The sequence below is a fragment of the Paenibacillus chungangensis genome (assembly GCF_042675905.1).
In the GTDB taxonomy this organism is placed as follows: domain Bacteria; phylum Bacillota; class Bacilli; order Paenibacillales; family Paenibacillaceae; genus Pristimantibacillus; species Pristimantibacillus chungangensis.
This window is the reverse complement of sequence record NZ_JBHTJZ010000033.1, coordinates 48,503-72,540: the sequence shown is the minus strand read 5'-3', so window position 1 is coordinate 72,540 and position 24,038 is coordinate 48,503. Positions and strand designations below refer to the sequence as shown.

The window sequence follows — 24,038 nt, the reverse complement described above, 5'->3', positions numbered from 1 at the left end:
TCGGGTTCCCCCTTCTCCATTAGGATGATTCCCTTACCTTCAGACTGACTGGAAGTATGTATGTATGACCGTCTCTAGCTATTCCCTCTACTTCCGCTGCCTTGCGCACTCCCCCATCGGCCAGCTCCTCCAGCACCCGTTCCGCAGCCATCGTCCCCATCTCATAGAACGGAACCGCTACACTGGTCAGGCCGGGACTTGTCAGTCGCGAGCCGTCAGAATCGTCATAGCCGACAATGGCATAATCTCTTCCCGCCTCCAGACCCAGCTCCTTCAAGCCCTGCATAAGGCCGATCGCCATCCGGTCGTTCGCCGCGAACACGGCGTCTACGGAACGACTTGCAATCCCCTCCGCTACGCGCTCCGCAAGCTCGTAACCACTCTTGCGGCTGTAATTCCCCTCCAGCAGCCAATCGTCCGCGTGACGGATCCCTGCTGCCGCCAGCTCCGCAGCATACCCTTCTAGCCGATCCCGGCTGTTGGAGTAATGAAGCGGGCCGTTCAAGAAGGCGATTCGCGTATATCCCCGATCCAGCAGATGGCGCGTCGCCATCCGGCTGCCCGCGACATGGTTCGCATCGACGGACAAGAACGACTCCTCGGGGAAGCGCTGATTGACCAGACAGAAGGGATGCCCTTCCCGCTTCATCTCCGCAAGAGCCGTACGTTCCTCCGGTACATCCCGCGAGCCCAGCAAGATGCATGCATCTACCTTCTGCGTGCGGAACAGCTTGGCGTAATCGGGTGACTGCTCCGGGTCCCGGAATATGAGAAGCAAGTCATAGCCCAATCGTTGCGCCGCCTCGCCAATCCCGCTCAATATCTCCGAGAAATAATAGGTCGAGAATAAATGCACCTTCGGAACAAATGGCAAAATGACCCCAATATTGCCGCTTCTTCGCCTTGCGAATTGCTGCGCCAGCGCGTTCGGCTCATAGCCAAGCTCCGCTGCCGCCTTCATGACGCGCACTCTTGTCTCCTCGCGCATCGGACCTACATTGTTCAGCACTCTCGATACTGTCGCCTCTGACACGCCCGCCAGCTTCGCGACCTCTTTCCTGGTAATTGCGACTGCCTCCTTTCCTCCCGCTCGTCAGACACCTCATAACGAGATGTCTTGCGCCTATGTCCTGATCCCGCTATATGTAACCTGATGTCTCAAGCTATAATGTACACGCGTACATTATGGCATGAGGGAATTCTGTTGTCAACAGAATTCCCTCATTTACATATGATCAACTATCTTCTCCGTCCGCTTACTTGCGAGCGGCGCTCAACAACCATTGACGCACGGCGGCCAAGCCGTCACCCTGGTTTTCATTGCCTTCTCTCATCGCTTCCCTGTACGATTGGCGATTGGCATAGAGATGCAGAACACGCTCCATGAAGCGCTCGGCCGTCAGATTCTCTTCTTGCAGCACATCGCAATAACCCAGCCGGCGGAATGATTCCGCATTTTGCAGCTGATCCCCCCGACTCTGTCCCTTCGGCAGCGGAACGAGCAGCATCGGCTTCTCCAACGCCAGAAATTCGAATATCGAATTGGAGCCTGCCCTGGACACGACGATATCCGACATCGCAAGCAGATGGGGAAGCTCCTCGTTCACATATTCGAACTGCTTGTAGCCTCTCTGGCGGTATGTGCCGTCCACCCCGTTCTTGCCGCACAGATGAACAATCTGGAACCTCTCCAACAATTCGTCCAGCGACTCCCTAAGCACTTCGTTCAGCCTTCGTGCTCCGAGGCTGCCTCCCATCATCATTAAGACGGGCTTGCCGGAATGGAAGTCGCACAGCGCTCTGCCCCGCTCCTTGCGCCCCTGGCGCATCTCCTCCCGGATAATGGGACCGATGTGCCGGTATTTCCCGCCCGCTTGCGACCTTGCCGTCTCCGGGAAAGTTGTACACACGCCTGTCGCGAACGGAATCGCAATCCGATTGGCAAGGCCCGGAGTCATATCCGATTCGTGAATAATAACCGGGACGCGATTCAGCCAAGCGGCAAACACAACAGGCACGGATACGAATCCCCCTTTGGAGAATAACACTGCCGGTTTTTGCTTTCGAATTATTCGGTAAGCTTGCGTCATGCCTTTCAGCACTTTGAAGGGATCTTTTACATTTTGCAAATCCAGATATCTGCGCAGCTTGCCCGTCTCAATCGGCCAATAACGCACCTCCGGCTTGCTCTCCAGCAATGTTCGTTCTATGCCGTTGGTGGAGCCAATATACTCCACCTGCCATCCATCCTTCAGAAACTCCGGTATAAGCGCCAGATTCACCGTTACATGTCCGGCTGATCCTCCCCCGGTAAACATAATCGTTCGCATTCTATATCCGCCCATCCTCATGTATGTATTATCCCTATTATACGATGCTTCGCCGCTTATATCACTTGAATTGGGTAAAAAAAGAAGAGATAGCCGATATGGGGCAACCTCTTCCAATAACAGGTGTTCATTATGCCGCGTCGGCGCTCTCTTCATCTGTGGCGGCTGCTGCTTCAGCTTCGGTATTCACGCCAGCTTCAGCTTCGACCTCCTCATCCTGCATAGCCGCCTCAGGAGCAGCTTCCGCATTCTGCTTCGCCATCAAGGAAGCTACGATCTGATCCGTCTGCTGGGTTAGCAGCTTGAACAGAATAGCCGCCTCCTGCTCGCGAGTTAGCTGCTCCTTCGCCAGAAAGTCGGTTGCTCCATCGTCGCTGATCCCAATCTCCGGTCCGATAACGCCTAGGCCAACTATCATCTGAACGGCTTGCTTCGCCCACTCGTCTACCTCTCCGCTCAACGACACTTCATCGAACAGATTGGCCGGATACTTCAAGCTTAATGCTCTCCATAGAATAACTGCAGCTTCTTGCCGGGTAATCGTGCGATCTGGGGCGAACTTGCCCGATGTCGTTCCTTTGACCATTCCGCTCTCGTAAGCCAGTTGAACGTAGGCTGCGGACGGATGCCCTTCTAGATCGGCGAAAGCGAGCTCCTTCGTTTTGCTGCCTTTCAAGCCGCTTATTCGCAATATATGTTCAACAAATTGTGCCCGTGTGGCACCTTTCTCGGGATAGAAGCTTTCATCGCCGTTGTTCGTATAATACCCGAGCGATTGCAGCATATGAATCGGCTCCGCATAAGGGCTGTCTGTCGCCACATCCCGATAGCCCTCTGCTTTGGCGCCTTTGCCGGCATATCCGAGCGGATTCAGATAAGGCTCCTTCATATAGGCCACTTCACCGTCTTCATCCATTTGGAACGCCGTGAACTGATTCGTCAAGCTGTCAACGAACAGATTGCGGTCCACTTGCTTAAGCGGTCGGGGACCGATAATTGCATCCGATACGACTAGTCCATGCTCACCTTGCACCTCCAGCACGGACACGAGCGATTTCATCCTGAGATCCGAATAATAGCCTTCGAATGCGGCAAGCTGCTCAGCCGGTTGCGGCTTGAAATTCCCAAGATCTGCCGGCTCAGCATAGGCTGGGAAAAACTTCGTCATCAATTGCGTATAGAGCAAATTGCGTAAAGCTCCTGTTTTATTGTAGGCCACGAATACGCCTGTGTTCTGCTCTGGAATAAGGAACATATAAGTACTTGTGCCGACTATATCACCTGCTTTGGTAATAATGGCGGAGCTGCTGCCCGCTCCCGGCAATTGGAACGGCGCCTCGAAGCCGTAAGTCGTATCAGGCAGCAGGGGATGAACGGATGAGCGATACTCCTCCATCATTTCTACTGTCGATTCGGACAGGATGCGATGATCGCCAGCTGCCCCACCATTCAGGAAAGCAATCATGAATTTGCCAATATCTTCAGCTGTAGACAGCATGCCCCCTTGCGGCATGACAGTTGGAGTCACAGCGTATACGCCGATCGGATTAAAGGCAGCATCATACTCTTCCGCCAACTTCTCAATCAACTCCCCTTGAAGCTCGAAGCTGCTGTTATTCATCTGCAGCGGCTCGAACACACGCTCTTGCATATACGACTCATAGGGCATTCCGCTTACGTTCTGAACGATAAGTCCGAGCAGCATGGAAGCAAAATTGTCATACATATAGGAACTTCCCGGCTCCCGCTCCACAGGGGGCATATGCTGGCGCACATACTCCTCGATCTCTACGCGCTGATCCAGATCGAAGTGGATATCCTCCGGGGTCGGGTCTTGAATCCGGAAGCCTGTCGTATGCGTTAACAGATGTTCAACAGTGACAGGGGTATCGAATGGATTGTCATACGTCATGCCGTCCAAGTAGGAGGAGATATCGTCCTGCAAGCCGATCTTTCCTTGCTCTACCAGTTGCATGGCCGCGACAGCGTTGAATGTCTTCGATACCGAAGCCATCCGGAACACAGACTCGACCGGATCTGCCTCGATCTCGGCTTCTTTGTCCGCATAGCCGTATCCCTTCTGCGCGACGACCTCCCCGTCCTTCACAATGACGACCGAGGCGCCGACATAATGCGGCTTTGCAACGTCCGAATTAAAAAATTCATCTAGAAATGCGGATGCCGTTTCGGCATTCAATACCGCCGCCTTCGGCTGCGTCGCTTCTTCCTCCGGACTGGCATGTACGGCGGGAGCTAGTAGACTGAGTGACAACAATCCTGCTACCATCGCTTTGGCCAGTCTGGACTCCTTCGTCAAGTAAGCTGCAATCGTCAATTCTCTCATCCTCCAATTCCTTTTAATGGCTTCATCTGTTATACATTAAATATAACAAATAAAACACTATATCTCAAGCCATATTATCTCTTTCCGCCTATTACGTCTCCAAGTAGGGCTCTGATTCTATATAAAAAAAGCCGACTGCAACAGATCGGATACTGTAGGTTCAGCTCCAATACCTTGCAGTCGGCTTTATGATTGTTTAGTAAGTTACGCCTGCTTTCACTGCGATAACATCCTTCAACAGCATATAGACATCACCGTTGGTCAGATTTTCATGATCCTTGATAGTATCCAATGTTGCCACGGAGATCAACTCTTTGGACTTCAACTGATTCAGGCCTGCCGCCCGCTCGCTCTCGCCGAAGATAGCCAGCGCAAATGTATACGCGGCTTGCTCCAACGTCAACGGCGATTTATCAGGGCTATCCATATCCTTAATCGCATCCCCGAACGGCCCCTTGAAGATGTCCGGGTACGGCTTCGCCGCATTAAGCAGATTGTTCACGAGACGCTTGGGATTGGATAGCTCATCCAATTTAAAATCATTATCGTACCCGCCGTTAGCAATGCCCATGCTCGCTGCAGCTTTTAGCCCTTCATAAGCGGGGTGGCTCATATACGGGAAAGGCTCTACCTTGGCGGGATTCAACTTCATCCCCTGATCCGTCAGCAGCTTCTGCAGCTCGCTAATAAGCGACTTCGAGGCTGACAGCTCGCGGAGCGAGACATCATTGTCAATGGCCAGCTTGGCGGCTGCTCCCGCTGCTTGCGCCGTTGCCATGCCTAATGGCACGACGCGCGCGCTGCCGTGCGGCAAGCTGTCGAAGCTGGCGGAACGGCCAACGACGAGCAAGCCGTCCAGTCCCTTCGGTACAAGCGTTCGGAACGGAACGCCGTATTGCTCCGGCTTCATCAGCACAGCCCCTGAATTGTGCGGGGACGTGCTCTGAATATCTACGGGGTATGAGCCGAATGCAATCTCATCCCAATGTCTGCGCTGTTCCAGCAGATCAACTGTGGTCAAGCGATATTCGCCGACCAGATGGCGCGTCTCGCGGACGTACAGCTCCTGAGCCATCTCTCCTACTTCTACCGGTTCAACTTCTGGATACAGCTTCTTCATATAATCCAGCATGAGCGGCAGCTCTTTGCGCGCAATTTCATACGCTTCTTCCACGGACTTCGGATCGAATGGGTCCACGCCGAAGATTTGCACCGCATTGACAAGCATCGTCTCGTTATTAAGTCGACCGAGATTGGGACCGCGAGTGCGTATTCGCTCCGGATTGGTCGATTCATATTTCCACATGCCGACGTATCCCCAAGCGCTATACTTGTTGGCGCCAGTATTGGGATCGTCATCGCCGTTCAGGCTATCATTGATCGCTTTCCATACCTCCGGCGTCACATTGGTCAGCGTATAGACCGGCGTCACAGCCATAAGAGATTCGCTGTCCCCGATATCCTCGCGACCGAAAGTGAACTTAGCGCCGGCGGCAGCGGCAATATCGGCATCCTGCGTCGCATCGATGACAACACTCGCGGCAATAATCAATTCATCCCCAGCACCTGTGACCAGCTTTACGCCTTTCACCTTCTTCGCATCGCTAGCTTGCTCGGTCACCGGCTCAATGGATTCCACGCCCAAGCGTACATCTAAATTCTCTTCCGCTTCGACCATCTCTTGGAACGCATTGGCGGCGGTTGTAATGTCGAATGAATCCCCTTCGACCTTCTCGTACCATTCCTTGAACAATCCTTCATTATAATAGCCTTTGTTATCAGGTGTATAGTTCATATCCAGGCTGTTCAGCCAGCCCACTGTGAATAGGCCGCCCAGCACTTCTCTGTCTTTGCCGTCTACCAGCAGCGTTTTCAGTCCATTTCTGGAAGCGGATATTGCAGCCATCACCCCTTCGGGATCCGTTCCGACGACGACGACATCATATTGTTCCTCCAGTACGTCAGTTTGCTTGACCTCCTGCAGCTCTGCAGCGACAGGTTCAACCTTCCCTTGATCGACCGGATTCACCTGGCCAGAGCCCTTGCTTTGTGATAACACAACATAGAATAATGAGGCCATAATGACAATAATTGTGCCCACCAATGCGAAGACTAGCAGCTTCTTGTTATTCATCTGATTCTCTCAAACCCCTTTTCTGAAGTCCATCCAATCATTATAGTCTAGTATGCTAGCCGAGACAATGAAAGAGTTGCCTCCTCCACTATTAACCACAAGTTGACGCCTTAATACTCCTCTATCAAACGACGCAATGCGGCAAAAAGTTGCACAACAGCAAATTAAAAAACAACCCCTCACAGCAGGTTAAGTGCTGTCTTGAGGGGTTGCTCATTATTAAGGAGCCGTCTCCAAAAACTTGGAATTCGGATTTTTGTCCATCGCCGTGCGCATGGCATACTCGTTCTCGAACAGAGCGACAAAGTTGCCCTTCTTATCCTTCACAAGCGTTGAGTTAATTCGGAACTTGGACGGGTCGATCCGCTCATCAACGATCCATCTGGCGAATTGGAAGCTCATGCGGTGCAGTTGCACCTCTACGCCGTACTCCATCCGCATTCGATGCTCGAACACTTCGAACTGTAGCTGACCGACGACGCCAAGTATCGTCTCGTCGAAATTGCCGGTAGAATAGAAAACTTGAATCGTGCCTTCCTCTGTCAGCTGATCTAGACCCTTCTGATACTGCTTGTGCTTCAGCGCGTTCTTCACAGTCACCTTCGCGAATATCTCGGGAGAGAACGTTGGCAACTCATCGAAGATAATATCCGACTTCTGCGACAGCGAATCGCCGATCCGGAAGATACCAGGATCGAACAGACCGATAATATCGCCAGGATAAGCAACGTCGACGATATCCCGATCCTGCGCAAGGAACTGCTGCGGTTGGGACAGCTTAATCTGCTTCCCGTTGCGGACATGACGCACGGCCATTCCCCGCTCGAATCGGCCGGAGCATATACGCAGGAACGCGATGCGATCGCGATGCGCAGGATTCATATTGGCTTGAATCTTGAATACGTAGCCGCTGAAGTTCTCGTCCGTCGGCGCGATCTCACCCTCCGTGCTGACGCGAGGCGTCGGCTTCGGCGCAAGCTGCAGGAAGTTCTCCAGGAAAGTCTGAACGCCGAAGTTGTTCACGGCGCTGCCGAAGAAGATCGGTGTCAGCTCGCCTGCCTGCACCTTATCGATGTCGAAGGGATCGCCCGCGACGTCCAACAGCTCCAACTCCTCAATTAACTGATCCGCCATGAAGTCGCCTGCCATCTCGCGAATGACGGAATCGCGATAGTCGCTGACGGGACGCACTTCGATTTTGGAATGATCGTCGCCATTGAACAGCTCGACTTGATTTTTCATACGGTCATAGACGCCGGACAGCTCGCGGCCCATGCCGATCGGCCAATTCATTGGCACCGAGCGGATACCCAGCACCTGCTCCAGCTCCTCCATCAGCTCGAACGGGCTCTTCCCTTCACGGTCCAGCTTGTTGATAAAGGTGAAGATCGGAATGCCTCTCTTACGGCACACTTGGAACAGCTTGATCGTCTGTACTTCCACGCCCTTCGCGACGTCGATCAGCATGACCGCGCTGTCCGCCGCCGTCAGCGTGCGATACGTATCCTCACTGAAGTCCTGGTGACCCGGCGTATCCAATATGTTCACGCGGTGGCCCAAATAATCGAATTGCATCACGGACGAAGTAACGGAGATCCCCCGCTGCTTCTCGATTTCCATCCAGTCAGACGTCGCATGCTTACTCGCCTTCCTGGCCTTGACCGACCCTGCAAGCCGAATGGCTCCTCCGAACAGGAGGAGCTTCTCGGTCAGGGTCGTCTTCCCTGCGTCGGGATGGGAGATAATGGCGAACGTGCGCCGTTTATCGACTTCCTTTTTTATTTCATTACTTAATGTATCGCTCATGCTTGCCTTCCCTTCACCAATCTCCGTATCGGATAACTGCGATTATATACCGCTATTCGTTATCCATATGACATTATCTTCATCTTGGCCGTTGACCGGCCACCAGTGGAATCCGTCGTTGTCCAGCAGCTTCACAGCCGCTTCCGGCCCCCACGAACCTGCAGAGTAGAATTCCAGATCACTGCTGTCTTCCTGCCAAGCCTTCGCGATCCCGTCTACGAATGCCCAGGCATGGGACACTTCGTCCCAGCGTGTGAAGTAGGTGGAGTCGCCGCGCGCTGCATCGTGAATGAGCCGCTCATAAGCTTCCGGCGTGTTAATGCCGATCTGGCAGCTCTGGCAGAACTCCATCGACACCGGCTGAACCTCGTTGTCAGAACCCGGCTTCTTGGCATTAATCTTAATGTAGATGCCTTCCATCGGATTGACGCGAATGACAAGCAAGTTGGGTGCGAGCTTCTGACGTTGCGCGAACAAGACGTTCTGCGCTTCGGACTTGAATTCCACCACAACCTCTGTCGTCTTCACCGGAAGCCGCTTGCCCGTACGAATATAGAACGGCACGCCAGCCCAGCGGAAGTTGTCCACGAATACTTTCGCAGCGAAGTACGTCTCCGTCGTCGATTGCTCATCGACGGAATCCTCCTGGCGGTAACCGGGCAGCTCCTTCTCTCCTACTTGACCTGACGTATATTGACCGCGTACAACATTGCTGCGAACTTCCTCACTAGAAGAATATCCGCGTAGTGATCGAAGCACCTTCACCTTCTCGTCGCGAATATCCTCGCCGTGCAGACGGCTAGGCGGCTCCATTGCAATCATCGTAAGCATTTGCAGCATATGGTTCTGTCCCATATCGCGCAGCGCGCCGGATTTGTCGTAGTAGCCGCCTCGCTCTTCTACCCCTACCGTCTCGGACAAGGTGATCTGGACGTTAGCGATATGATTATTATTCCACAATGGCTCGAAGAATCCGTTGGCGAACCGGATGACTTCGATATTTTGTACCATTTCCTTGCCCAAGTAATGATCAATTCGGAATATTTCTTCTTCCTTGAACACCTGATTCAACTGTTCGTTCAACTGTTGAGCGGAAGGTAGATCGTAGCCGAACGGCTTCTCGATGACAAGCCGGTGCCACCCCTTCGTCTCCAACATTCCGCCATCTCTCAGATTGAACGATACAGGGCCGAATAACGACGGAGCAAGAGCCAGATAGAACAAGCGGTTGCCCGGAATATCGAAGCGCTCCTCCAGTTCGCAAGACAGCGTGTTCAACTCCCGGAAGCCGTCAACATTGTTGATGTCAAGCGACATATACACAAAATGCTGTGCGAACGCATTCCATAGCTCTTCGTCATCCGCTTTGTAGCGACAAAATTCATTTATGGATTCGTACAAGTCGGAGCGAAACTGTTCATTGGAACGCGGTCGACGCGCCAGTCCTACAACAGCAAAATTGTTCGAAAGCTTGCCTTCTTTATATAAACTGTATAGTGCAGGAAACAACTTGCGGCGCGCCAAATCGCCCGTAGCTCCGAACAAATAATAAACCGCACCTGTCGAGGTGACAGCTTCAAATGATGTGTTATGGGTCATTTGCCTCATTCTTTCTGTTATTTTTTAGACATTTCGCATGTTATGTAGTGTAACATATTCAACACTTGTACGCCATTGTATTGGTCATAAAAAATACTGATAAGCATCTTAAATTGTTCTAATCATCAATTCGCTAGAACTCTCCGGAAATAAGCGGAACGCCAATCGTTAGCTTACTGCCATCCGATTCCGTATCTTCATGCAGCGAAAGCTGAAGATTGGCCATTCGTCCCTGCGCAATCGTAATTCCGCTCCGAAGCTGTGCGGAATATAAGGTGCGGCTGACGGTTCCCGCATCTTCATACTTCTCCCTCTCCTCGGCCAGAGCAAGCCGTTGCAGTGTATCCGCAGCATTCCCATGCCTCGTATAACCACTTGCCTTCATGCTGACCGCATAAGACGCCGATTGCTCCCCCATCAGCGTCGACAAGCGGTTCACCGCTCCCAGCAGTCTCTGCAAGGTTAAGGATACCTCTCCATTCGCCTCCAACAGCAGCATATAGCGATCGTAGTCGTCATGCCGCTCTACCCTGTACCAACGGACCGTTTCCCCTCCTGCCGGCATGCGAGCGGAAATGACTTCACCGTCCCCCGTGACGATCTTGTCCAGCGGAGTGCCATCTTCGTGACGGAATATGGCTGACGCCAGTCGCTCCGCTTCTTCTGCAGCAAGGGTGACATCCCATCGCAGCGTCCATTGTGCGGTACGGGCACCGCCTAGGTAGAGTTCATCGCTCCAATTCCATAGTTGTTCCAGATCATGAAGAGTCATATCCTGCGTTTGCTCCTGACTGCTTCCCATCATGGATTGCACGAATGCCGCGATACACAGCATTACAAGCAGCAACATCGGCAGCAGCCATGAAGACATAACCTTGCGCTTGCTCGTTCCCCGTCTTCCATGCCTCTGAGCTTGTTCATCATAACCGAGCGGAAGAGCCTTATCCTTCGGTATATACATATGCAACATCCCCCTGCGCCCAAGGGCCCGTGTTCGCACACTTACGCCTTGGCATGAATAAGATGCCTGTATACATAGATTGCCGGACCTTCCTATTATTTTGACCTTGACACAAGATATTCCTGCCTGGCGGCCGTTAAGTTATCCCTTTCACCTAACCGCAATATTCGACTTCACCGTTCGCCAGTCTTCTCGCTTCATCTCTTGTACACTTGCCATATCCGAGAATAACGAAGCAAATAAGAGACAGAATAGGAGGGTTCAGCATGGCAAATGACATGTCCAGTATTAGAAGAATTGAACACACTTCTGATTATACGCCTATCCGCTCCTTACATCGCTACGCGATTATACCCCAGCGATTCGCAGAGAGTATAACGAGGGAATCCCAAAGTGAATGGAGCAAGCAGTACTTTCAAGCTGCTGACAGCGCAGCAGAGTGGTTGAAGCTGGCAAGAGATGCCCAGGCGGAGCTTGACCGGCTTCATCGGCAATTGGGGATATCCGGGTGGGAGGAGAATTGTCTGGACATACGGAATTGTGTGTCGCGGTTGATCGCTTCACTGCGCTACAGCTACAAGCGGCATGGGGATTATCTTCGTGAGGAAGTTTGGAGCGTCATTGCAATCGCCCTAAGGCATCCGGCAATCGAGGCGCTGGATATGGGACCTGAAGGCAGCGAACAGTTGGAAAAACCGCTTGATGCCTCTCATGTCAAACGGCTGCTGGGGGGAACTGACGGACTACTGACGGAATTGAACCGCGCGCTGGGCTATGCCGAGCAGCGCAGGGGAATCGATCTGCTCAAGCTTCCATTCCCCTCTGCTTATCCGTACGCCATGTATTATGGAGCGATGTACACGTACTGGCCGCTGCCGGTAAGGGGATTGCTGGTCAATAAATACGGTTAATTCCATTATTCCGCAATCCCGTGCTTATGCGCGTATATGGCCGCCTGGGTCCGGTCTTCCACATGCAGCTTATTGAATATATTGGTAATATGAAATTTCACTGTCTTCACGCCGATGTAGAGCTGATCGGCAATCTCTTGATTGGACAAGCCTTGCGCTACTCGCATGAGCACCTCCATCTCGCGCTCCGTCAGATCCTCATGCAATGCAGCCTGCTCTTGCTGCTTCGGCTGCCTGAAGCGATTCATCATCTTCACGGCTACCTGCGATTCCAGAACGGACTGCCCTCTGGAAGCAGCCCGAATCGCTTCCGCAATTTCATGCGCTCTGGATGTCTTCAGCAAGTAGCTGAACGCTCCCGCTTCGATAACGGGATATAGCTTGCTGTCGTCGATAAAGCTGGTCAGAACAATTACCTTGCAGTCGGGATGCTGCGCAAGCAGCTTCTCCGTCGTCTCGACACCGTCCATGCCTTCCATGACGAGATCCATCAGCACCACATCGGGCTTATAGAGCTGAGCCATTCGAATGCCGTCCACTCCATTGCTTGCTTCGCCGACGACCTCAATACCATCTTCCGTATCCAGAACGGCTGCCAGACCAATCCGCACCATCTCATGATCGTCTACCAGCAATACCTTGATTGCCTCCTCCATCTTCTCCATACCCCTTCCATGATTCACTGCGCTAACCGATGGCCGCACCGGCGTTCATCGGTATCCACAAGTGAATGGTCGTGCCTTCGCCCGGCTGGGAGATCATCTGCAGTGCCCCTCCCAGTTCATTGACTCGTTCCTCCATCGTCAGCAGTCCGTAAGAGGTTTGCTTCTTCTCCTCCAGATCGAACCCGATTCCGCTATCCTGCAAGGTCATATGTACCTTGTCGTCCAGACGAAGCAGACGTATATGCATACTGTCCGCCTTCGCATGCCGCAGCGTGTTGGACAGCGCTTCCTGCGCAATTCGGAACAGATGATCCTCCGCTTGCGGCAGGAGCGAGATCGTTTTATCCACTTCCAATGTTATGTTCATTGGAATTTTTTGCTGGAGCTCGTCCACCAGCACCGTCAAGGCTTGCCCCAGATTCTTCCCATCCAGATGAACGGGACGCAGATGGAGCAGCAGTGCCCGCATCTCGGATTGGGCGACGGCAGCCATCTCCTCGATTAACTGAACTTGCCGTCTAGCGCGCTCCCAGTCCTTCTCGATCGTTCGGCTAACAGCAGTCGCCGTCATGGATATCGCGAACAACTGCTGGCTTACCGCATCGTGAAGCTCTCTGGCTAGCCGTTGTCTCTCTTCTATTACAGCCGTGAATCTGACCTTCGCTGTCCATTCCTGGTTCTCGTCCGCTTGCGTGGCTTCCGCTCCGCCCTCTCCTTCATCGCTAGGCAATGTAACGGCGAACTTGCGCCTCACCTGTTGCTCTGTCAGACGCTTCAATGTCGCTTTAAGCTTGGAGTTCTGAAGATAGCCGTTCAACGTCGCGGCGGCCAGGGCGATACCGACTCCGCTCAAGCCGATAATGGCCCACTTTCCCTGCAAAGTCAACAGCTCGATTGCGCCGATGCCTTGCAGAACGATGATGACGAAGCTGATAATGATGAGCAGCCATAAAACCATCTCAATCGCATTTCGCTTACGTGCTGCCTTCTCCGGCGCTTGCCCGTCTTTATTCTGCCCTTCGTGCATTCCTCTTCACCGCTCCTTGCAGCCTATTGTAGCTGTACAGCTTTACGCATGAAAGAGCAGACCGTGATCGGTCCGCTGCTTTCATTATAGAGATAATTTAATTCGATTCGGAAGCTTTGGAAGCGTTCATTTTGTTCTTCATTGCTTCCAGTTGCTCATCCACCTGCATGCGGCGCTCAATATCTGCGGAGCTGACCGGAGTTGAGGAGCCTACAGCGTAAGGAGCGCGCATAACGTCGGCTTCCGCTTCCAACTGCATGATCTTCTCTTCCATCCGATGGAAGCCACGCGATGCCGAGCCGCTGTCGATCGTATGGTTCGTCGTAAGTTGAGCCATCTGCTTCTGTGCCTTCGCCACTTGCGCACGGGATACGAGCTCGTTGCGCTTGTTGCGCAGCTGATAGAACTCTTCCTTCATACCATGCAGCTGCTGCATCAATTCCTCGGCTTGCGCCTTCGTGCTGGCATGCAGGTTGCTATATTCCGTAACCTTCTGATCGAAGTACAGCTTCTCCTCCAGCAGCTTGCGCGTCAGTTCTTCCTGCCCTGCTCTCAGTGCGGCTTCCGCCTTGGATTCACGCTCGGCTGCATTGCGGATCGCATCGTCGAGGCGCTGCTGCATGCGGCGCTCATTCGCCATTTGTTTTGCTACAGTCACTTCCGCTTGATGTATTTCCGTTTCCATGTCACGCAAGTATTGATTCAGCATGACGATCGGGTCCTCCATTTTGTCCAGCATTTCGTTCATCGAAGCCTTCGTCATATCCTTCATTCTTTTGAAAATACCCATATTATGATTCTCCCTTCTCGTATTTAGCCAGTTTTGATTTCAGTTCTTCAATTTCACGACGCAGCGCCTTCTTCTCCAAGTCGTCCATCATGCTGTCGAATTGCGAATTGACCGCCGGTTCTTCATAAGCATTGTTCATGCCCTGCTTCCATCCGCCCTGCTGGGCATTGTATTGAAAGCCTCCGCCATTACCATATTGCGGTCCTGGACCTGGGCCTGGACTCGGGCCTTGACCCGTATAATGTCCATAACCTCCGCCCGGTGAGCCGTAACCGCCTGAACCATAGCCATTATAGACCGGCGGCTCCTTCGGCACCACCATAACGGCAATCAGGTAGATGAGAATGACCGTTCCGCTGGACAATATGGTGATGATGATCAGCAGAATTCGAAGCAATGTCGCGTCGACATTCAGCATCTCGCCCAATCCGCCGCACAGTCCGGACAGCTTTTTGTCCCGTCTGGAGCGATATAGTTTCCTCAACTTGACCATCCTTCCTTCTTAAGCTTTCGTTTCAATTCCTCAAGCTCTTGTTCAATCACCGAGCCAATCGATGGGCCGATAGGCTCTCCCAGTCCCGTTCCCGCACGTCTAATGTCGCGCAGGCTCCGGGCTTCATGTTCCAAATCGGTGATACGATCTTCCATTTTCCTGAACACCGTTCCGGGATGACTGCCGTCGCTTAACCCGTTCTGCATACGCTGGTTCATGCGCTGCTGCAGCTTGAGCGATTCCATTCGAGCCACGTAATATTCACGCTTATCGTATACCGTCTGATATTCGCTTCTCAGCTGTCTCAGCTGCTCTTCAAGATCCAATGTATTTTGTCTGCTTTGTTCGTATAAATCTCTATACTGCGCCGCCCTTTCCTCGCAGCTTGCTTTTTCGTGCAGAGCCATACGAGCCAAGTTCTCTTCGCCAGCTTTCAGAGCGGTGTAAGCTTGCTGCTCGCGGCGTTCTCTCTGCTGCTCGGCGCTCAGCCACTGAGATTTTAATTGACTGCTGTGGTTCATATATTGCTGATATAGCTTCTCCGCTGCGATAATCTCTTCGCGCGTCGACCAGAGGAACTGATCAATCATGCGAACGGGGTCTTCCGCCTTCTCCAATCGCTCATTCAATGTTGCTGCAGTAATGTCACGTATTCGCCGTACGATGCTCATCCCTCATATCCTCCAATCAGTATGATCTTCTGTTGCTGCTTGTGCCGCCCTTGAACAATGTGATGCCAGCTATAATCAGGCCTATCGCCAAGAGCAACAGTAGAACGCTGCCCAGCTTGCTCATCAGCATGATCGCTCCAATCGCGACTAACGACCCGCCGATCACCTTCTTCCGGTTCATCCAACCGTATATGCCGAATCCGATCAGGATGAACGGAAGCATCCAGCCGAATATGGCTCCGATATTAATGTTGAAGATGTTAAGTACTGCCAGAGCGCCGATGATCACGAGCAGCACGCCTAAGGCGCTTTTTCCATTCATCGGAAATCCCATCCCCTTCCCTCGATTAGAATTTACTCATAAAGCTTCTTGAGTCAGTTGCTGTTGTTCTTGCTTATGTACTTAGTATAGATGCTTTAACCCTTTGATAAAACAGACTTTTGGCGGTTTATGCACTAGACCTAGGTCGAGTCTCTCACCCGCCCGAAGGGGGAGTAATGGAAACGAGACCATATTTTGCAGCTTAAATCGCTTGCAGGAGCTGTGTTACGGTATAGCTACCAACCAGGAGGTGCTATACATCGTGAGACCAAATATATTCAAGAAAACGATTATTGCAGCAGTCGTATCGACAGCATTGCTTACAACGGGCATCGTGCCGCTTCCATTAGATGGACATGGACAAGCAGCTTATGCGGCAAGTACTTCATCGAAATCGGCGAAGATCGAACGGACGATTCAATTAGGCGGCAAATATCTAGGAACGCCTTACGAATTCGGTTCCAATCGCAATACGACGACAACCTTCGATTGCTCCGACTTCGTTAAGCATATATTCAAGAGAGCAGCGGGCAAGACAATTCCAGGCTCATCCCGTACACAAGCCGCTTATGTGAAAAAATACTCCACGCCAAAAACAAGCTGGTCCAGCTTGAAGCGCGGTGATCTCGTCTTCTTCATGTCGTACAAGGGATCTTCCAAGTCCAACTATACGAAGATCAACAAGTCGAAGCAAACCGTAACTCATGTGGCGCTCTATCTCGGAAACGGTCGTATCCTGCATACGTATTCCAAGAAGAGCGGCGGCGTACGCGTCGATTCCGTCAAAGGCACACAGTGGGAATACCGCATGATCTTCGGCGGCAGCGTACTGTAGGACAAGCACAAACAACCGGGTCAGCGATCAAATTCGCTGACCCGGTTCATTATCTGCTTAATTGTACATACCTCATATCGCTAGTAGCAAGCCAATCTTGACCGATGCTATGCACATCTGAAGAATTCGTAGTGGACAGAACGGTAGTCTCGCCTGTCGCCGTGTCGTACCGATAATGAATATATCGATTGGAATCGACATCGTCCGCCGTCCAAGAGAAGGAAGTGTCCGAATCGTCGGTAATCCATCTCCCGCTGTCAGTCGATGTTATGACGATCGATTGCTCTAAATTCACCAAGAACAGCGCTTGATCAAGACCTGTCACTGGATTGGCCGTACGTATCGGAAGCAATCCTCTTGCTCGCGGGACACCCTCAACCATTCGCAATTTTGTTCTGTGGCCAGATTCGATATTGAACAGATAAAATTGTGAATTCCCCTTCGCTCCTATTCCACTATTCCCTTCATCGTCTTCAAGCTCCCACTCATACTGGCGGATGAGTACAAGATGACCATTCCCTTCAAGCCATCCGACCGCTTCTACATTTGTGCCGGGAACTGCTTCCACAGTAGCGACCTCGTTCCCGAACTTATCCATGAATATGATTCTATCCATAGCGACCACCTGCCACTCGCCGACATCTTGAATCGGTTTCGAACTATCTCTGTCCTTCGTATGATGAAAGGCAGCGTATCGGCTGTCCGGGCTCCACATAAATGCGGGATAAGTATCGTAACCTTCGATTGGTGGCCGTTCCGCAAGCAGATTGCCGTCAGAATCGTGCAAAGTGTACACACTTGTCTCATAATTGTAATACCAGAATGCATCACCGTCTGCAGAAGGAGTTGTCATGAAGAAAGGCCAAGGTTGCTTGAAACGATGCTCAGTACGTTTAGCATTGCCATTCGCCAGATCAATGCTCCACATTAATCCTGTCCCGTGCGTGATCAGAATTAATTTATCCTTCTTCTCATTCAACCATCCCCTGGAGAAAAAATCGTCATGTGGCACATCTGGAATCATGGGAACAATGGTTTCTGTCTCACCTGTTTCAATATTGAGTTTTTTCACTTCATAATAATACCCGTTACCTTCTTGCTCATTTGCCACTCCCACATACAGAAGGTGGCGATCATCCAAAAAACCATACGCTTTGGCGACAGAATCTGGATTGTAGATATCCTCAACGTTTGCTTCATATAGTTGATAGACCTTGTAGGACTGCCCACTGGCATTCACAACGACTGCTTCCCTGACTAAATAGTCTTCACTATCAACTGTCCTTCGGACAATATGAACAGCATAGGAGTGTCCGGCGACAGCAGGGGAAACAAATGTCTCCATAACATGGATCTCTTCACCTTCATCTTCCTCATACAGTAACTGAAAGCCGTCCTCCAACTTTCGCAACCGCAGCTTATCGTCCATATGCTCTGACACTTCTTCTGTAACTTCTTCTGTAGGCACTTCCTTCAACGAAGGCATTTCATTAGGCTGAACGGTTGCCCTTAAGATCGGGTCATGATGGAATGTTCTCTGAAGGTCATCCCCTCCATTCTGGCAAGCTGCTGCAAGTACGATGATAGACACCGCTATCGCGATCTTTCCCGCTCTCACTGAGCACCCCCCACTTATTCCATTATTTATCCATATTATTTAGACTGTGGGAATCGCGCTAATGTTGCAAGCAACCTCATCATCTCGTCAAATGTCATCTCGCCGCTAACGATATCGACGATACGACCGTCACGGTCCAGCAACAGGCTGAGCGGCAAGCCGGTAACGCTATACTGCTTCTTCACTTCTTGCTGCCCGTCCATCAGTACTGGAAATGTCAACTCGTAGCGCTCCATGAAGCGGTTCACTTTCTCCAGGGATTCTCCTACATTGACGGCCAGTACTTCTACTCCTTCAGTATGCTTGTACGCTTCGTTTATCATGGGAAGCTCATTCACGCAAGGCGTGCACCAGGAAGCCCAGAAGTTAATGAGTACAGGCTGCTTGCTTGCTCTGTAATCCTGCAGCTTCACCGACTCACCGTCCAAAGTATTCAGTATGAAGTCAGGCGCTATGTCTCCGATTGCAGGCGGCTTAGGGGTTGCCTCTCCCTTGAAGACGACCCATGCGCATACGGCTGCTAATGCAAGGAACAGGCTCCACTGCAGCCATCGTCTGTGCTTCGCGTTAATCATCTCTTGCTCCTGCTGCACCGGCCTCCGGATTAGAACCGATATATAAGGAAGAGAAAGCCGGCAGCCATTCCGATGCGCCCAGTTGCTCTCTTAGTTGCTCAGCAGTTCCTTCCAGGGCAACCACTCCCTCGTTCAAAAATATAATTCTGTCCGCCGCCGCCGCGATCTGCAATTGATGGGTGGAGAACAAAACGGTCTGCCCTTGTCCGGTAGCCTGGCGCACAAGCCGGACGAATTCATCCATCCAGTAAGGATCAAGTCCGTTCGTAGGCTCGTCCATCAGCAGCAGCGGCGGCTTTGCAAGCTGTGCTTGCGCATAGAGTATCCGCTGCCGCATGCCTTTGGAGAACGAAGTGACCGGCTTGCTGCCCGTATGGTGAAGTCCGACCTGTTGAAGCCGCTCAATAGCGGTCTGCTTGGACAGTCCCTTCAGCTTCGCCCAGAACGTCATTGTCTCCATCGCAGTCAAGCCCGAGCTGAAGCGATAGTCGTCCGGCATGTAGCCGATCTGCTCGGCGTATCGGATGCGATCCCGCCTCCACTCCTGCCCGTCGATTCGGATACTGCCGCAATCCGGCTGCATGATCCCGGCCACCATGCGCAGCATCGTGCTCTTGCCCGCTCCGTTGCCGCCGCAAAGCGCGATAATCTGTCCCTTATTTATGCTTAGACTGAAGTCCTTGATCACAAGCTGCTTATTTATCGTCTTCCCTATCCCGTCTATCGTGACGAATGCTTCAGACACGCTTCCTCCTCCTCTCCCATAGCCCAATCGACATTCCCGTTAGCATGCCAATCCATAAGCTAACCGCGAGGAAGAATGCGAGCGTACCGGACGGCTTGCGCACCCACTTCACCCACTCATAGTAGTCTGGCCCTAGCACTGCCCCTCCACCCAGCTTGACGACAATGAATAATCGAGACAGCTCTGCCGGATTCAGCACCGTCAGCGCGGATACCGCTGGCTTAATCCACATGTAGGGCATCATGCCCAATGCGGCAATGAGCAATGCAGGCCAAGCGATAACAGTGAAGAACCATATGCCGACCGACACGGTCAATGCCTGCCAACGATTACTCGCAAGCGTACCGATTAGCAACGCGATCGCCGTATACATCAGCACCAATGAGACGGACAGCGCAAGCAACAGTGTGTAAGCCTGCAAGCTGAAGCCTTGACCCGTGAGGAAGCTGATTGAGCCCGCGAGCCCAAAGCCGATGGATACAATGCTGATCATGACGATAATCAGACCGGCGTATTTGCCTGCAAGAAATGCGCTCGTTCGAAGAGGGTACGTGGAGAGCAGCTCCCCGTTCCCCTCTTCCTTCTCGCCCGTTATCGAGAAGGAGCCCAACATTAACGCCATTAATGGCAGCAAATAGAGGATTAGGTTCATCATCGTTCCCGTAATGCCGGAATAACCTTCCGCATAGCCTTGCGCGTTGATCAGAAGCAAGCTCAGCATGAATAATGAGAATAGCGCCATGAAAGAATAAGACCATGGATTGCGCAAGCCCATCCGAATTTCTCTCAAAGCGATCTGAGCGGAGTGACGCATTATTGATGACCTTCTTTGCCTTTATGCTCTTCCATCTCACTATGCTCCACTTGATCCGCATCATTGCCCTTCATATCGTGCGAATGACTATGCGAATCGCCATGACCTTGCATCATGTCGCGGTTCACTTCCCATGAATGATCCGCCAGCTCGTCAGCCGTCATTAGCTTACCCTTGCCCTGCTCCTTGACGAAGCTCTCGGCGTCTTCTTTCTTTTCGAACGAGACGATGCCGTAGGCCATCGGTGTCTTGAACGATTGATCGTATACATAATACGCCTTCTCGTAATGAAGCCATTGCTTGCTGTAGTAATCGCGTACGAAGGACGCTCCGATCGTTGTCGTATCGTTCTCTTTCTTCCAAGTATTCATGCAGCCGATATCGTCGAATTTCAACGATTGTCCGTCCGTCGTAATAATTTGCGTCGCATACTGATCGTCCTTCACTGCCATATTACAAACTGCGCAACGATCTGTTTCTTCATTAATAGCTTCCGGTTTATACCCTTGCTTGCCACAAGCCCCCAATAGGACAATAACGGTGATCAGCATGACAGTAACCGTCCATCTCTTCATATTCATCTATCCCTTCTTCTCATCGCAAATAATAAAGTCCCAGCTCCGAGCAGCAATCCGCCACCGATGAGTCCGGTTATCCAATCGCTGCCCGCTGTTTGCGGCCTTCCATCACTAGTGGGTTGCGAGATTAACGGCGCCTCGTCTGTCGCCCAGTCGCTTCGCTGCGATTGATACAACCCCTCCAGAAAAACCATGCCGGGTGATTGAAAAAACAATTGAAATACCGGCTTCTTCTTCACCAACTTCTCAAAAAATGGATTGATGGCATATCCGATATCGCTGCTTCCATCACCGGTTGCATCAAGGCCTTGAAAGGAATCCCAATAATTCCCCCTCAGTTCGTTGCCGCTGCTGCTTCTGGCTCCGGCAGCATGGACGTTGCCAATAAAAGAATTATGCCTAACGATGTTCTCTTCCGAAGAGAGCAGTTGAAGTCCGGTGAAATTGCCCCTCATCTCGTTCTTCTCAATCGTGTTATTCGTCGATTGCTCCACATACAAGCCGACACGATTCCCCTCCGCAATGTTGGAACGCACGATCGAATGATGTGCGTCATACAACAAAATGCCTTGCGAATTGACGTTTTCATTCTGCTTGGCGAATACGTTGCGCTCCACGATTACATCTTGCACTGACATAATCATGGCTCCAGTAATGTTCTTCGTCCCGACATTGTCCTGCACGATCGTCCCTTTCGTATACATGCAGTGCACACCGTAACGGGATTGGCGGATTTCATTACCCGTAACCAGCGTTTCGTCGCTATTCTCCATATAGATACCGTCATACATCGACGTAATGTGGTTGCCTTGCACCACCGCCGCATGAGCCTCATACAGATCGATGCCATTGCCCCTATTGAACATTTTCGTACGCTCCGAAGCTCCCCATGTGATGCTGCTGCTCTCCACTATGCCATCCTGTGTCCCCCTAAGCTGAATGCCGTCAGAGCCTGTGGCAATGCTCAACTCCTTAAGATGGACACGGTCACCTTCCACTAACACGCTTGGCGCTTCTTTCACAGACTCGTCTTGAATCGTGATGCCATCTATCGTTACATCGTCGGCAGTAATCGTTACTGCCGGCTCCTCGCTGTCGTTCGTCACCGTTACAGTACCATCTTGATCCGCAATGAGCGATATGGTCTTGGCAATACGAACAGGGCCATTGTACGAGCCAGGAGGAACCACAATTGTCGCTCCCGGATCCCCATGATCGATGATAGCTTGTAATGAAGATCCGCTTGCCTCAGTCTCAGACGGATGGAGCAGCCATGGAATCGTTACAAGACAAAGCAGAATGAGCAGAGAAGCCACACTTCTTCTCCATTCCCATTTAGCGTTCATCATTCCTTCACCTCAAGCAGCTTTTTCTTCGTCACATGTAGCTCATCCTCATAGAGATGAATATACACGTCGTAAATACCCTTCTTCGGGAAAGTGAAGCTTCCGGTAAACTGTCCATTCCCGGTATAAGCTGCCTCGACCAGCTTCACCTTGCCATCCACCCGAATATCGAATTGTACCTCAGCCGTCTCTGTGAAATCCGCACCCGTGAATGACGTCGTCATCTCCACCTGTTCTCCGGCCATGACAATGTCGGGATTCGTATCGAGCTTCGCTTCAACGTCCATGGGATCTACTCCTGCTGGCGCTTGCTCGGAGCAGCCCGCCATGACGAACAAGACAAGAACGATAAGGGACATTTTGCTTATGAATAATTTCAATTTCACTGCATATCACCCCCCTGCTCTTCTATTCCCTTAGTCATTATAGCGAGCAGAAGCTTATTTCCACATGACTACAAAGAGCTATGGATGCGTAGGAAAAATGACAATCCGGAAACAAATCGTTTTTGTGATAATTTCATGTCCGAAACGTAGAATATGGCCATAGAATGTAGTAAGAATGAAGCGATTACAATTCTGGAAATGATAGAAGTAGAACCAAATGTGGTAAATAAGAAGAGGTGGTGATGAAAAATGAAAACAGTCATCAAAAGCCGGTTGCCCAAAATGGCTATCATCCTTTTTCTTATAGCGTTAAGTGTATCGTTTGTCGGATATTTTCGGTCAACGGATCAATTCGACTATCCCTCCATACCTGTTGAGATTCAATCAGCATTTTTATCTCAGGCTTACTTCTCCGAGCTCGCCGAGCAATATGCTCGCATTCGCTCGGAGCATCGGAGATGGTATGTATTTGACCATTCCGAATCCATTGCGGCACACGCCATCCTGGTTCGAATGATGTACGATCTGAGGAGTGACCCTGAAGCGCTGTATGGGCATGATCACTTTGAGATATTCTTCGATACATTCGACAGGGCTGTCAGGCAACTTTCATATACTACGAAGGAGATTCATTATTTCCGCAATGAACTGAATCGGTATGGAGAAGCCCCTGAGCGATTGGAAGAGATGATTGCGCTTGCAGCATGGGGCAAATGGCGGCTGTACAGTGCCAGGTATCACCGGTATGAAGTAAAGGAGTTGGATGCTGCCTATCAGGTGAAGTTTATAACGGACAACGGTCGCTTCGAAGCGGTCTATCATACGAAGACGGGACAGATGGTGACCGATCCCGTTAACATGGGCACCTATAATTATGCGCCTGGCAGCCCCTATCCATGGAAGGACATCCTTCATCATCAATTTGACAAGCTGCCTTGGATGAAGTGGGGCAATACGAATGAGGTGTCGTACGAGGAGATTACGCAGAGGAGAACGAGACACGGCTCCATGGAGCAGCAGAATAATACAGACCACATACAACAGTTGATTAAAAACAAAAGGTTAGAGTTAAATAGAAAATAGCAGCC

At 51.4% G+C, this 24,038-nt stretch carries 23 protein-coding genes; 3 read left to right on the top strand and 20 right to left on the bottom strand.

Annotation, left to right across the window (positions count from 1 at the left end):
* Positions 1–19 precede the first annotated feature (19 nt).
* From ACFQ2I_RS17550 to ACFQ2I_RS17520, 7 genes are all read right to left on the bottom strand, one after another.
* Positions 20–1,066, bottom strand: a complete 1,047-nt coding sequence (locus ACFQ2I_RS17550) for a LacI family DNA-binding transcriptional regulator (protein ID WP_377566714.1) — start codon at positions 1,064–1,066, stop codon at positions 20–22.
* A gap of 190 nt (positions 1,067–1,256) precedes the next feature.
* On the bottom strand, positions 1,257–2,330 hold the full coding sequence (locus ACFQ2I_RS17545; RefSeq protein ID WP_377566455.1) for an undecaprenyldiphospho-muramoylpentapeptide beta-N-acetylglucosaminyltransferase: 1,074 nt from the start codon (positions 2,328–2,330) through the stop codon (positions 1,257–1,259).
* A gap of 130 nt (positions 2,331–2,460) precedes the next feature.
* Positions 2,461–4,674 (bottom strand): serine hydrolase, encoded by a 2,214-nt coding sequence (locus ACFQ2I_RS17540; RefSeq protein WP_377566453.1) that lies wholly within the window; start codon positions 4,672–4,674, stop codon positions 2,461–2,463.
* A 196-nt stretch (positions 4,675–4,870) separates the two neighbouring features.
* The gene (locus ACFQ2I_RS17535; RefSeq protein WP_377566452.1) at positions 4,871–6,808 is read right to left on the bottom strand and encodes an FAD-dependent oxidoreductase; all 1,938 of its coding nucleotides are present in this window, start codon (positions 6,806–6,808) and stop codon (positions 4,871–4,873) included.
* 219 nt (positions 6,809–7,027) lie between these two features.
* Positions 7,028–8,614 (bottom strand): peptide chain release factor 3, encoded by a 1,587-nt coding sequence (locus ACFQ2I_RS17530; RefSeq protein WP_377566450.1) that lies wholly within the window; start codon positions 8,612–8,614, stop codon positions 7,028–7,030.
* A 42-nt stretch (positions 8,615–8,656) separates the two neighbouring features.
* Positions 8,657–10,213, bottom strand: a complete 1,557-nt coding sequence (gene zwf, locus ACFQ2I_RS17525; RefSeq protein ID WP_377566448.1) for a glucose-6-phosphate dehydrogenase — start codon at positions 10,211–10,213, stop codon at positions 8,657–8,659.
* A gap of 133 nt (positions 10,214–10,346) precedes the next feature.
* Positions 10,347–11,174, bottom strand: a complete 828-nt coding sequence (locus ACFQ2I_RS17520) for a YwmB family TATA-box binding protein (RefSeq protein ID WP_377566446.1) — start codon at positions 11,172–11,174, stop codon at positions 10,347–10,349.
* Between the two features lie 266 nt (positions 11,175–11,440).
* Between ACFQ2I_RS17520 and ACFQ2I_RS17515 the strand changes: the two genes are divergently transcribed.
* Positions 11,441–12,085, top strand: a complete 645-nt coding sequence (locus ACFQ2I_RS17515; RefSeq protein ID WP_377566444.1) for a hypothetical protein — start codon at positions 11,441–11,443, stop codon at positions 12,083–12,085.
* 5 nt (positions 12,086–12,090) lie between these two features.
* On the opposite strand, the gene ACFQ2I_RS17510 is transcribed toward ACFQ2I_RS17515, so the two are convergent.
* The 6 genes from ACFQ2I_RS17510 to ACFQ2I_RS17485 all read right to left on the bottom strand — a co-directional run bounded on the left by ACFQ2I_RS17510 (position 12,091) and on the right by ACFQ2I_RS17485 (position 16,053).
* Positions 12,091–12,741, bottom strand: coding sequence for a response regulator (locus ACFQ2I_RS17510; protein ID WP_377566442.1), 651 nt, complete (start codon positions 12,739–12,741; stop codon positions 12,091–12,093).
* A gap of 31 nt (positions 12,742–12,772) precedes the next feature.
* Entirely contained in the window at positions 12,773–13,777 is a 1,005-nt protein-coding gene (locus tag ACFQ2I_RS17505; protein WP_377566440.1) for a sensor histidine kinase, read from the bottom strand.
* A gap of 97 nt (positions 13,778–13,874) precedes the next feature.
* Entirely contained in the window at positions 13,875–14,567 is a 693-nt protein-coding gene (locus ACFQ2I_RS17500; protein WP_377566438.1) for a PspA/IM30 family protein, read from the bottom strand.
* 1 nt (position 14,568) lies between these two features.
* Complete coding sequence (locus ACFQ2I_RS17495) at positions 14,569–15,060, bottom strand: PspC domain-containing protein (protein ID WP_377566436.1); 492 nt, start codon at positions 15,058–15,060, stop codon at positions 14,569–14,571.
* Complete coding sequence (locus tag ACFQ2I_RS17490; protein WP_377566434.1) at positions 15,048–15,731, bottom strand: PspA/IM30 family protein; 684 nt, start codon at positions 15,729–15,731, stop codon at positions 15,048–15,050. The genes ACFQ2I_RS17495 and ACFQ2I_RS17490 overlap by 13 nt, the downstream gene beginning before the upstream one ends.
* A gap of 16 nt (positions 15,732–15,747) precedes the next feature.
* On the bottom strand, positions 15,748–16,053 hold the full coding sequence (locus ACFQ2I_RS17485) for a LiaF transmembrane domain-containing protein (protein ID WP_377566432.1): 306 nt from the start codon (positions 16,051–16,053) through the stop codon (positions 15,748–15,750).
* A gap of 262 nt (positions 16,054–16,315) precedes the next feature.
* On the opposite strand from ACFQ2I_RS17485, the gene ACFQ2I_RS17480 reads away from it, so the two are divergent.
* On the top strand, positions 16,316–16,888 hold the full coding sequence (locus ACFQ2I_RS17480; RefSeq protein WP_377566430.1) for a C40 family peptidase: 573 nt from the start codon (positions 16,316–16,318) through the stop codon (positions 16,886–16,888).
* A 49-nt stretch (positions 16,889–16,937) separates the two neighbouring features.
* Here the strand turns inward: ACFQ2I_RS17480 and ACFQ2I_RS17475 are convergent, their stop codons facing one another.
* From ACFQ2I_RS17475 to ACFQ2I_RS17445, 7 genes are read right to left on the bottom strand one after another with little or no spacing between them, the layout of a single operon-like run.
* Positions 16,938–18,506, bottom strand: coding sequence for a hypothetical protein (locus tag ACFQ2I_RS17475; RefSeq protein WP_377566428.1), 1,569 nt, complete (start codon positions 18,504–18,506; stop codon positions 16,938–16,940).
* Positions 18,507–18,541: 35 nt separating this feature from the next.
* Positions 18,542–19,081, bottom strand: a complete 540-nt coding sequence (locus ACFQ2I_RS17470; RefSeq protein ID WP_377566426.1) for a redoxin domain-containing protein — start codon at positions 19,079–19,081, stop codon at positions 18,542–18,544.
* Positions 19,074–19,826 carry an ABC transporter ATP-binding protein gene (locus ACFQ2I_RS17465; protein WP_377566424.1) on the bottom strand — a complete coding sequence of 251 codons (753 nt, stop codon included), beginning with the start codon at positions 19,824–19,826 and terminating at the stop codon, positions 19,074–19,076. The genes ACFQ2I_RS17470 and ACFQ2I_RS17465 overlap by 8 nt, the downstream gene beginning before the upstream one ends.
* Positions 19,819–20,640 carry an ABC transporter permease gene (locus ACFQ2I_RS17460; RefSeq protein WP_377566422.1) on the bottom strand — a complete coding sequence of 274 codons (822 nt, stop codon included), beginning with the start codon at positions 20,638–20,640 and terminating at the stop codon, positions 19,819–19,821. The genes ACFQ2I_RS17465 and ACFQ2I_RS17460 overlap by 8 nt, the downstream gene beginning before the upstream one ends.
* A complete protein-coding gene (locus tag ACFQ2I_RS17455; RefSeq protein ID WP_377566420.1) occupies positions 20,640–21,221 on the bottom strand; it encodes a nitrous oxide reductase accessory protein NosL in 582 nt (193 codons plus the stop codon). Before ACFQ2I_RS17455 ends, ACFQ2I_RS17460 begins: the two co-directional genes overlap by 1 nt.
* Positions 21,218–22,564: a right-handed parallel beta-helix repeat-containing protein gene (locus ACFQ2I_RS17450; RefSeq protein ID WP_377566418.1), complete on the bottom strand. Its 1,347-nt coding sequence runs from the start codon at positions 22,562–22,564 to the stop codon at positions 21,218–21,220. The genes ACFQ2I_RS17455 and ACFQ2I_RS17450 overlap by 4 nt, the downstream gene beginning before the upstream one ends.
* Positions 22,564–22,950 (bottom strand): hypothetical protein, encoded by a 387-nt coding sequence (locus tag ACFQ2I_RS17445; protein ID WP_377566416.1) that lies wholly within the window; start codon positions 22,948–22,950, stop codon positions 22,564–22,566. Before ACFQ2I_RS17445 ends, ACFQ2I_RS17450 begins: the two co-directional genes overlap by 1 nt.
* 249 nt (positions 22,951–23,199) lie before the next feature.
* Here ACFQ2I_RS17445 and ACFQ2I_RS17440 point away from each other — a divergent pair, with 249 nt between their 5' ends.
* On the top strand, positions 23,200–24,033 hold the full coding sequence (locus tag ACFQ2I_RS17440) for a hypothetical protein (protein WP_377566414.1): 834 nt from the start codon (positions 23,200–23,202) through the stop codon (positions 24,031–24,033).
* The last annotated feature ends 5 nt before the right edge of the window (positions 24,034–24,038 follow it).

Bases quoted from the DNA above. Each gene is read 5' to 3' on its own strand.
- ACFQ2I_RS17545 (WP_377566455.1), bottom strand. From the start codon at position 2,330: ATGCGAACGATTATGTTTACCGGGGGAGGATCAGCCGGACATGTAACG.
- ACFQ2I_RS17540 (WP_377566453.1), bottom strand. From the start codon at position 4,674: ATGAGAGAATTGACGATTGCAGCTTACTTGACGAAGGAGTCCAGACTG.
- ACFQ2I_RS17535 (WP_377566452.1), bottom strand. From the start codon at position 6,808: ATGAATAACAAGAAGCTGCTAGTCTTCGCATTGGTGGGCACAATTATT.
- ACFQ2I_RS17530 (WP_377566450.1), bottom strand. From the start codon at position 8,614: ATGAGCGATACATTAAGTAATGAAATAAAAAAGGAAGTCGATAAACGG.
- zwf (WP_377566448.1), bottom strand. From the start codon at position 10,213: ATGACCCATAACACATCATTTGAAGCTGTCACCTCGACAGGTGCGGTT.
- ACFQ2I_RS17520 (WP_377566446.1), bottom strand. From the start codon at position 11,174: ATGTATATACCGAAGGATAAGGCTCTTCCGCTCGGTTATGATGAACAA.
- ACFQ2I_RS17515 (WP_377566444.1), top strand. From the start codon at position 11,441: ATGGCAAATGACATGTCCAGTATTAGAAGAATTGAACACACTTCTGAT.
- ACFQ2I_RS17510 (WP_377566442.1), bottom strand. From the start codon at position 12,741: ATGGAGGAGGCAATCAAGGTATTGCTGGTAGACGATCATGAGATGGTG.
- ACFQ2I_RS17505 (WP_377566440.1), bottom strand. From the start codon at position 13,777: ATGCACGAAGGGCAGAATAAAGACGGGCAAGCGCCGGAGAAGGCAGCA.
- ACFQ2I_RS17500 (WP_377566438.1), bottom strand. From the start codon at position 14,567: ATGGGTATTTTCAAAAGAATGAAGGATATGACGAAGGCTTCGATGAAC.
- ACFQ2I_RS17495 (WP_377566436.1), bottom strand. From the start codon at position 15,060: ATGGTCAAGTTGAGGAAACTATATCGCTCCAGACGGGACAAAAAGCTG.
- ACFQ2I_RS17490 (WP_377566434.1), bottom strand. From the start codon at position 15,731: ATGAGCATCGTACGGCGAATACGTGACATTACTGCAGCAACATTGAAT.
- ACFQ2I_RS17485 (WP_377566432.1), bottom strand. From the start codon at position 16,053: ATGAATGGAAAAAGCGCCTTAGGCGTGCTGCTCGTGATCATCGGCGCT.
- ACFQ2I_RS17470 (WP_377566426.1), bottom strand. From the start codon at position 19,081: ATGATTAACGCGAAGCACAGACGATGGCTGCAGTGGAGCCTGTTCCTT.
- ACFQ2I_RS17460 (WP_377566422.1), bottom strand. From the start codon at position 20,640: ATGCGTCACTCCGCTCAGATCGCTTTGAGAGAAATTCGGATGGGCTTG.
- ACFQ2I_RS17455 (WP_377566420.1), bottom strand. From the start codon at position 21,221: ATGAATATGAAGAGATGGACGGTTACTGTCATGCTGATCACCGTTATT.
- ACFQ2I_RS17450 (WP_377566418.1), bottom strand. From the start codon at position 22,564: ATGAACGCTAAATGGGAATGGAGAAGAAGTGTGGCTTCTCTGCTCATT.
- ACFQ2I_RS17440 (WP_377566414.1), top strand. From the start codon at position 23,200: ATGAAAACAGTCATCAAAAGCCGGTTGCCCAAAATGGCTATCATCCTT.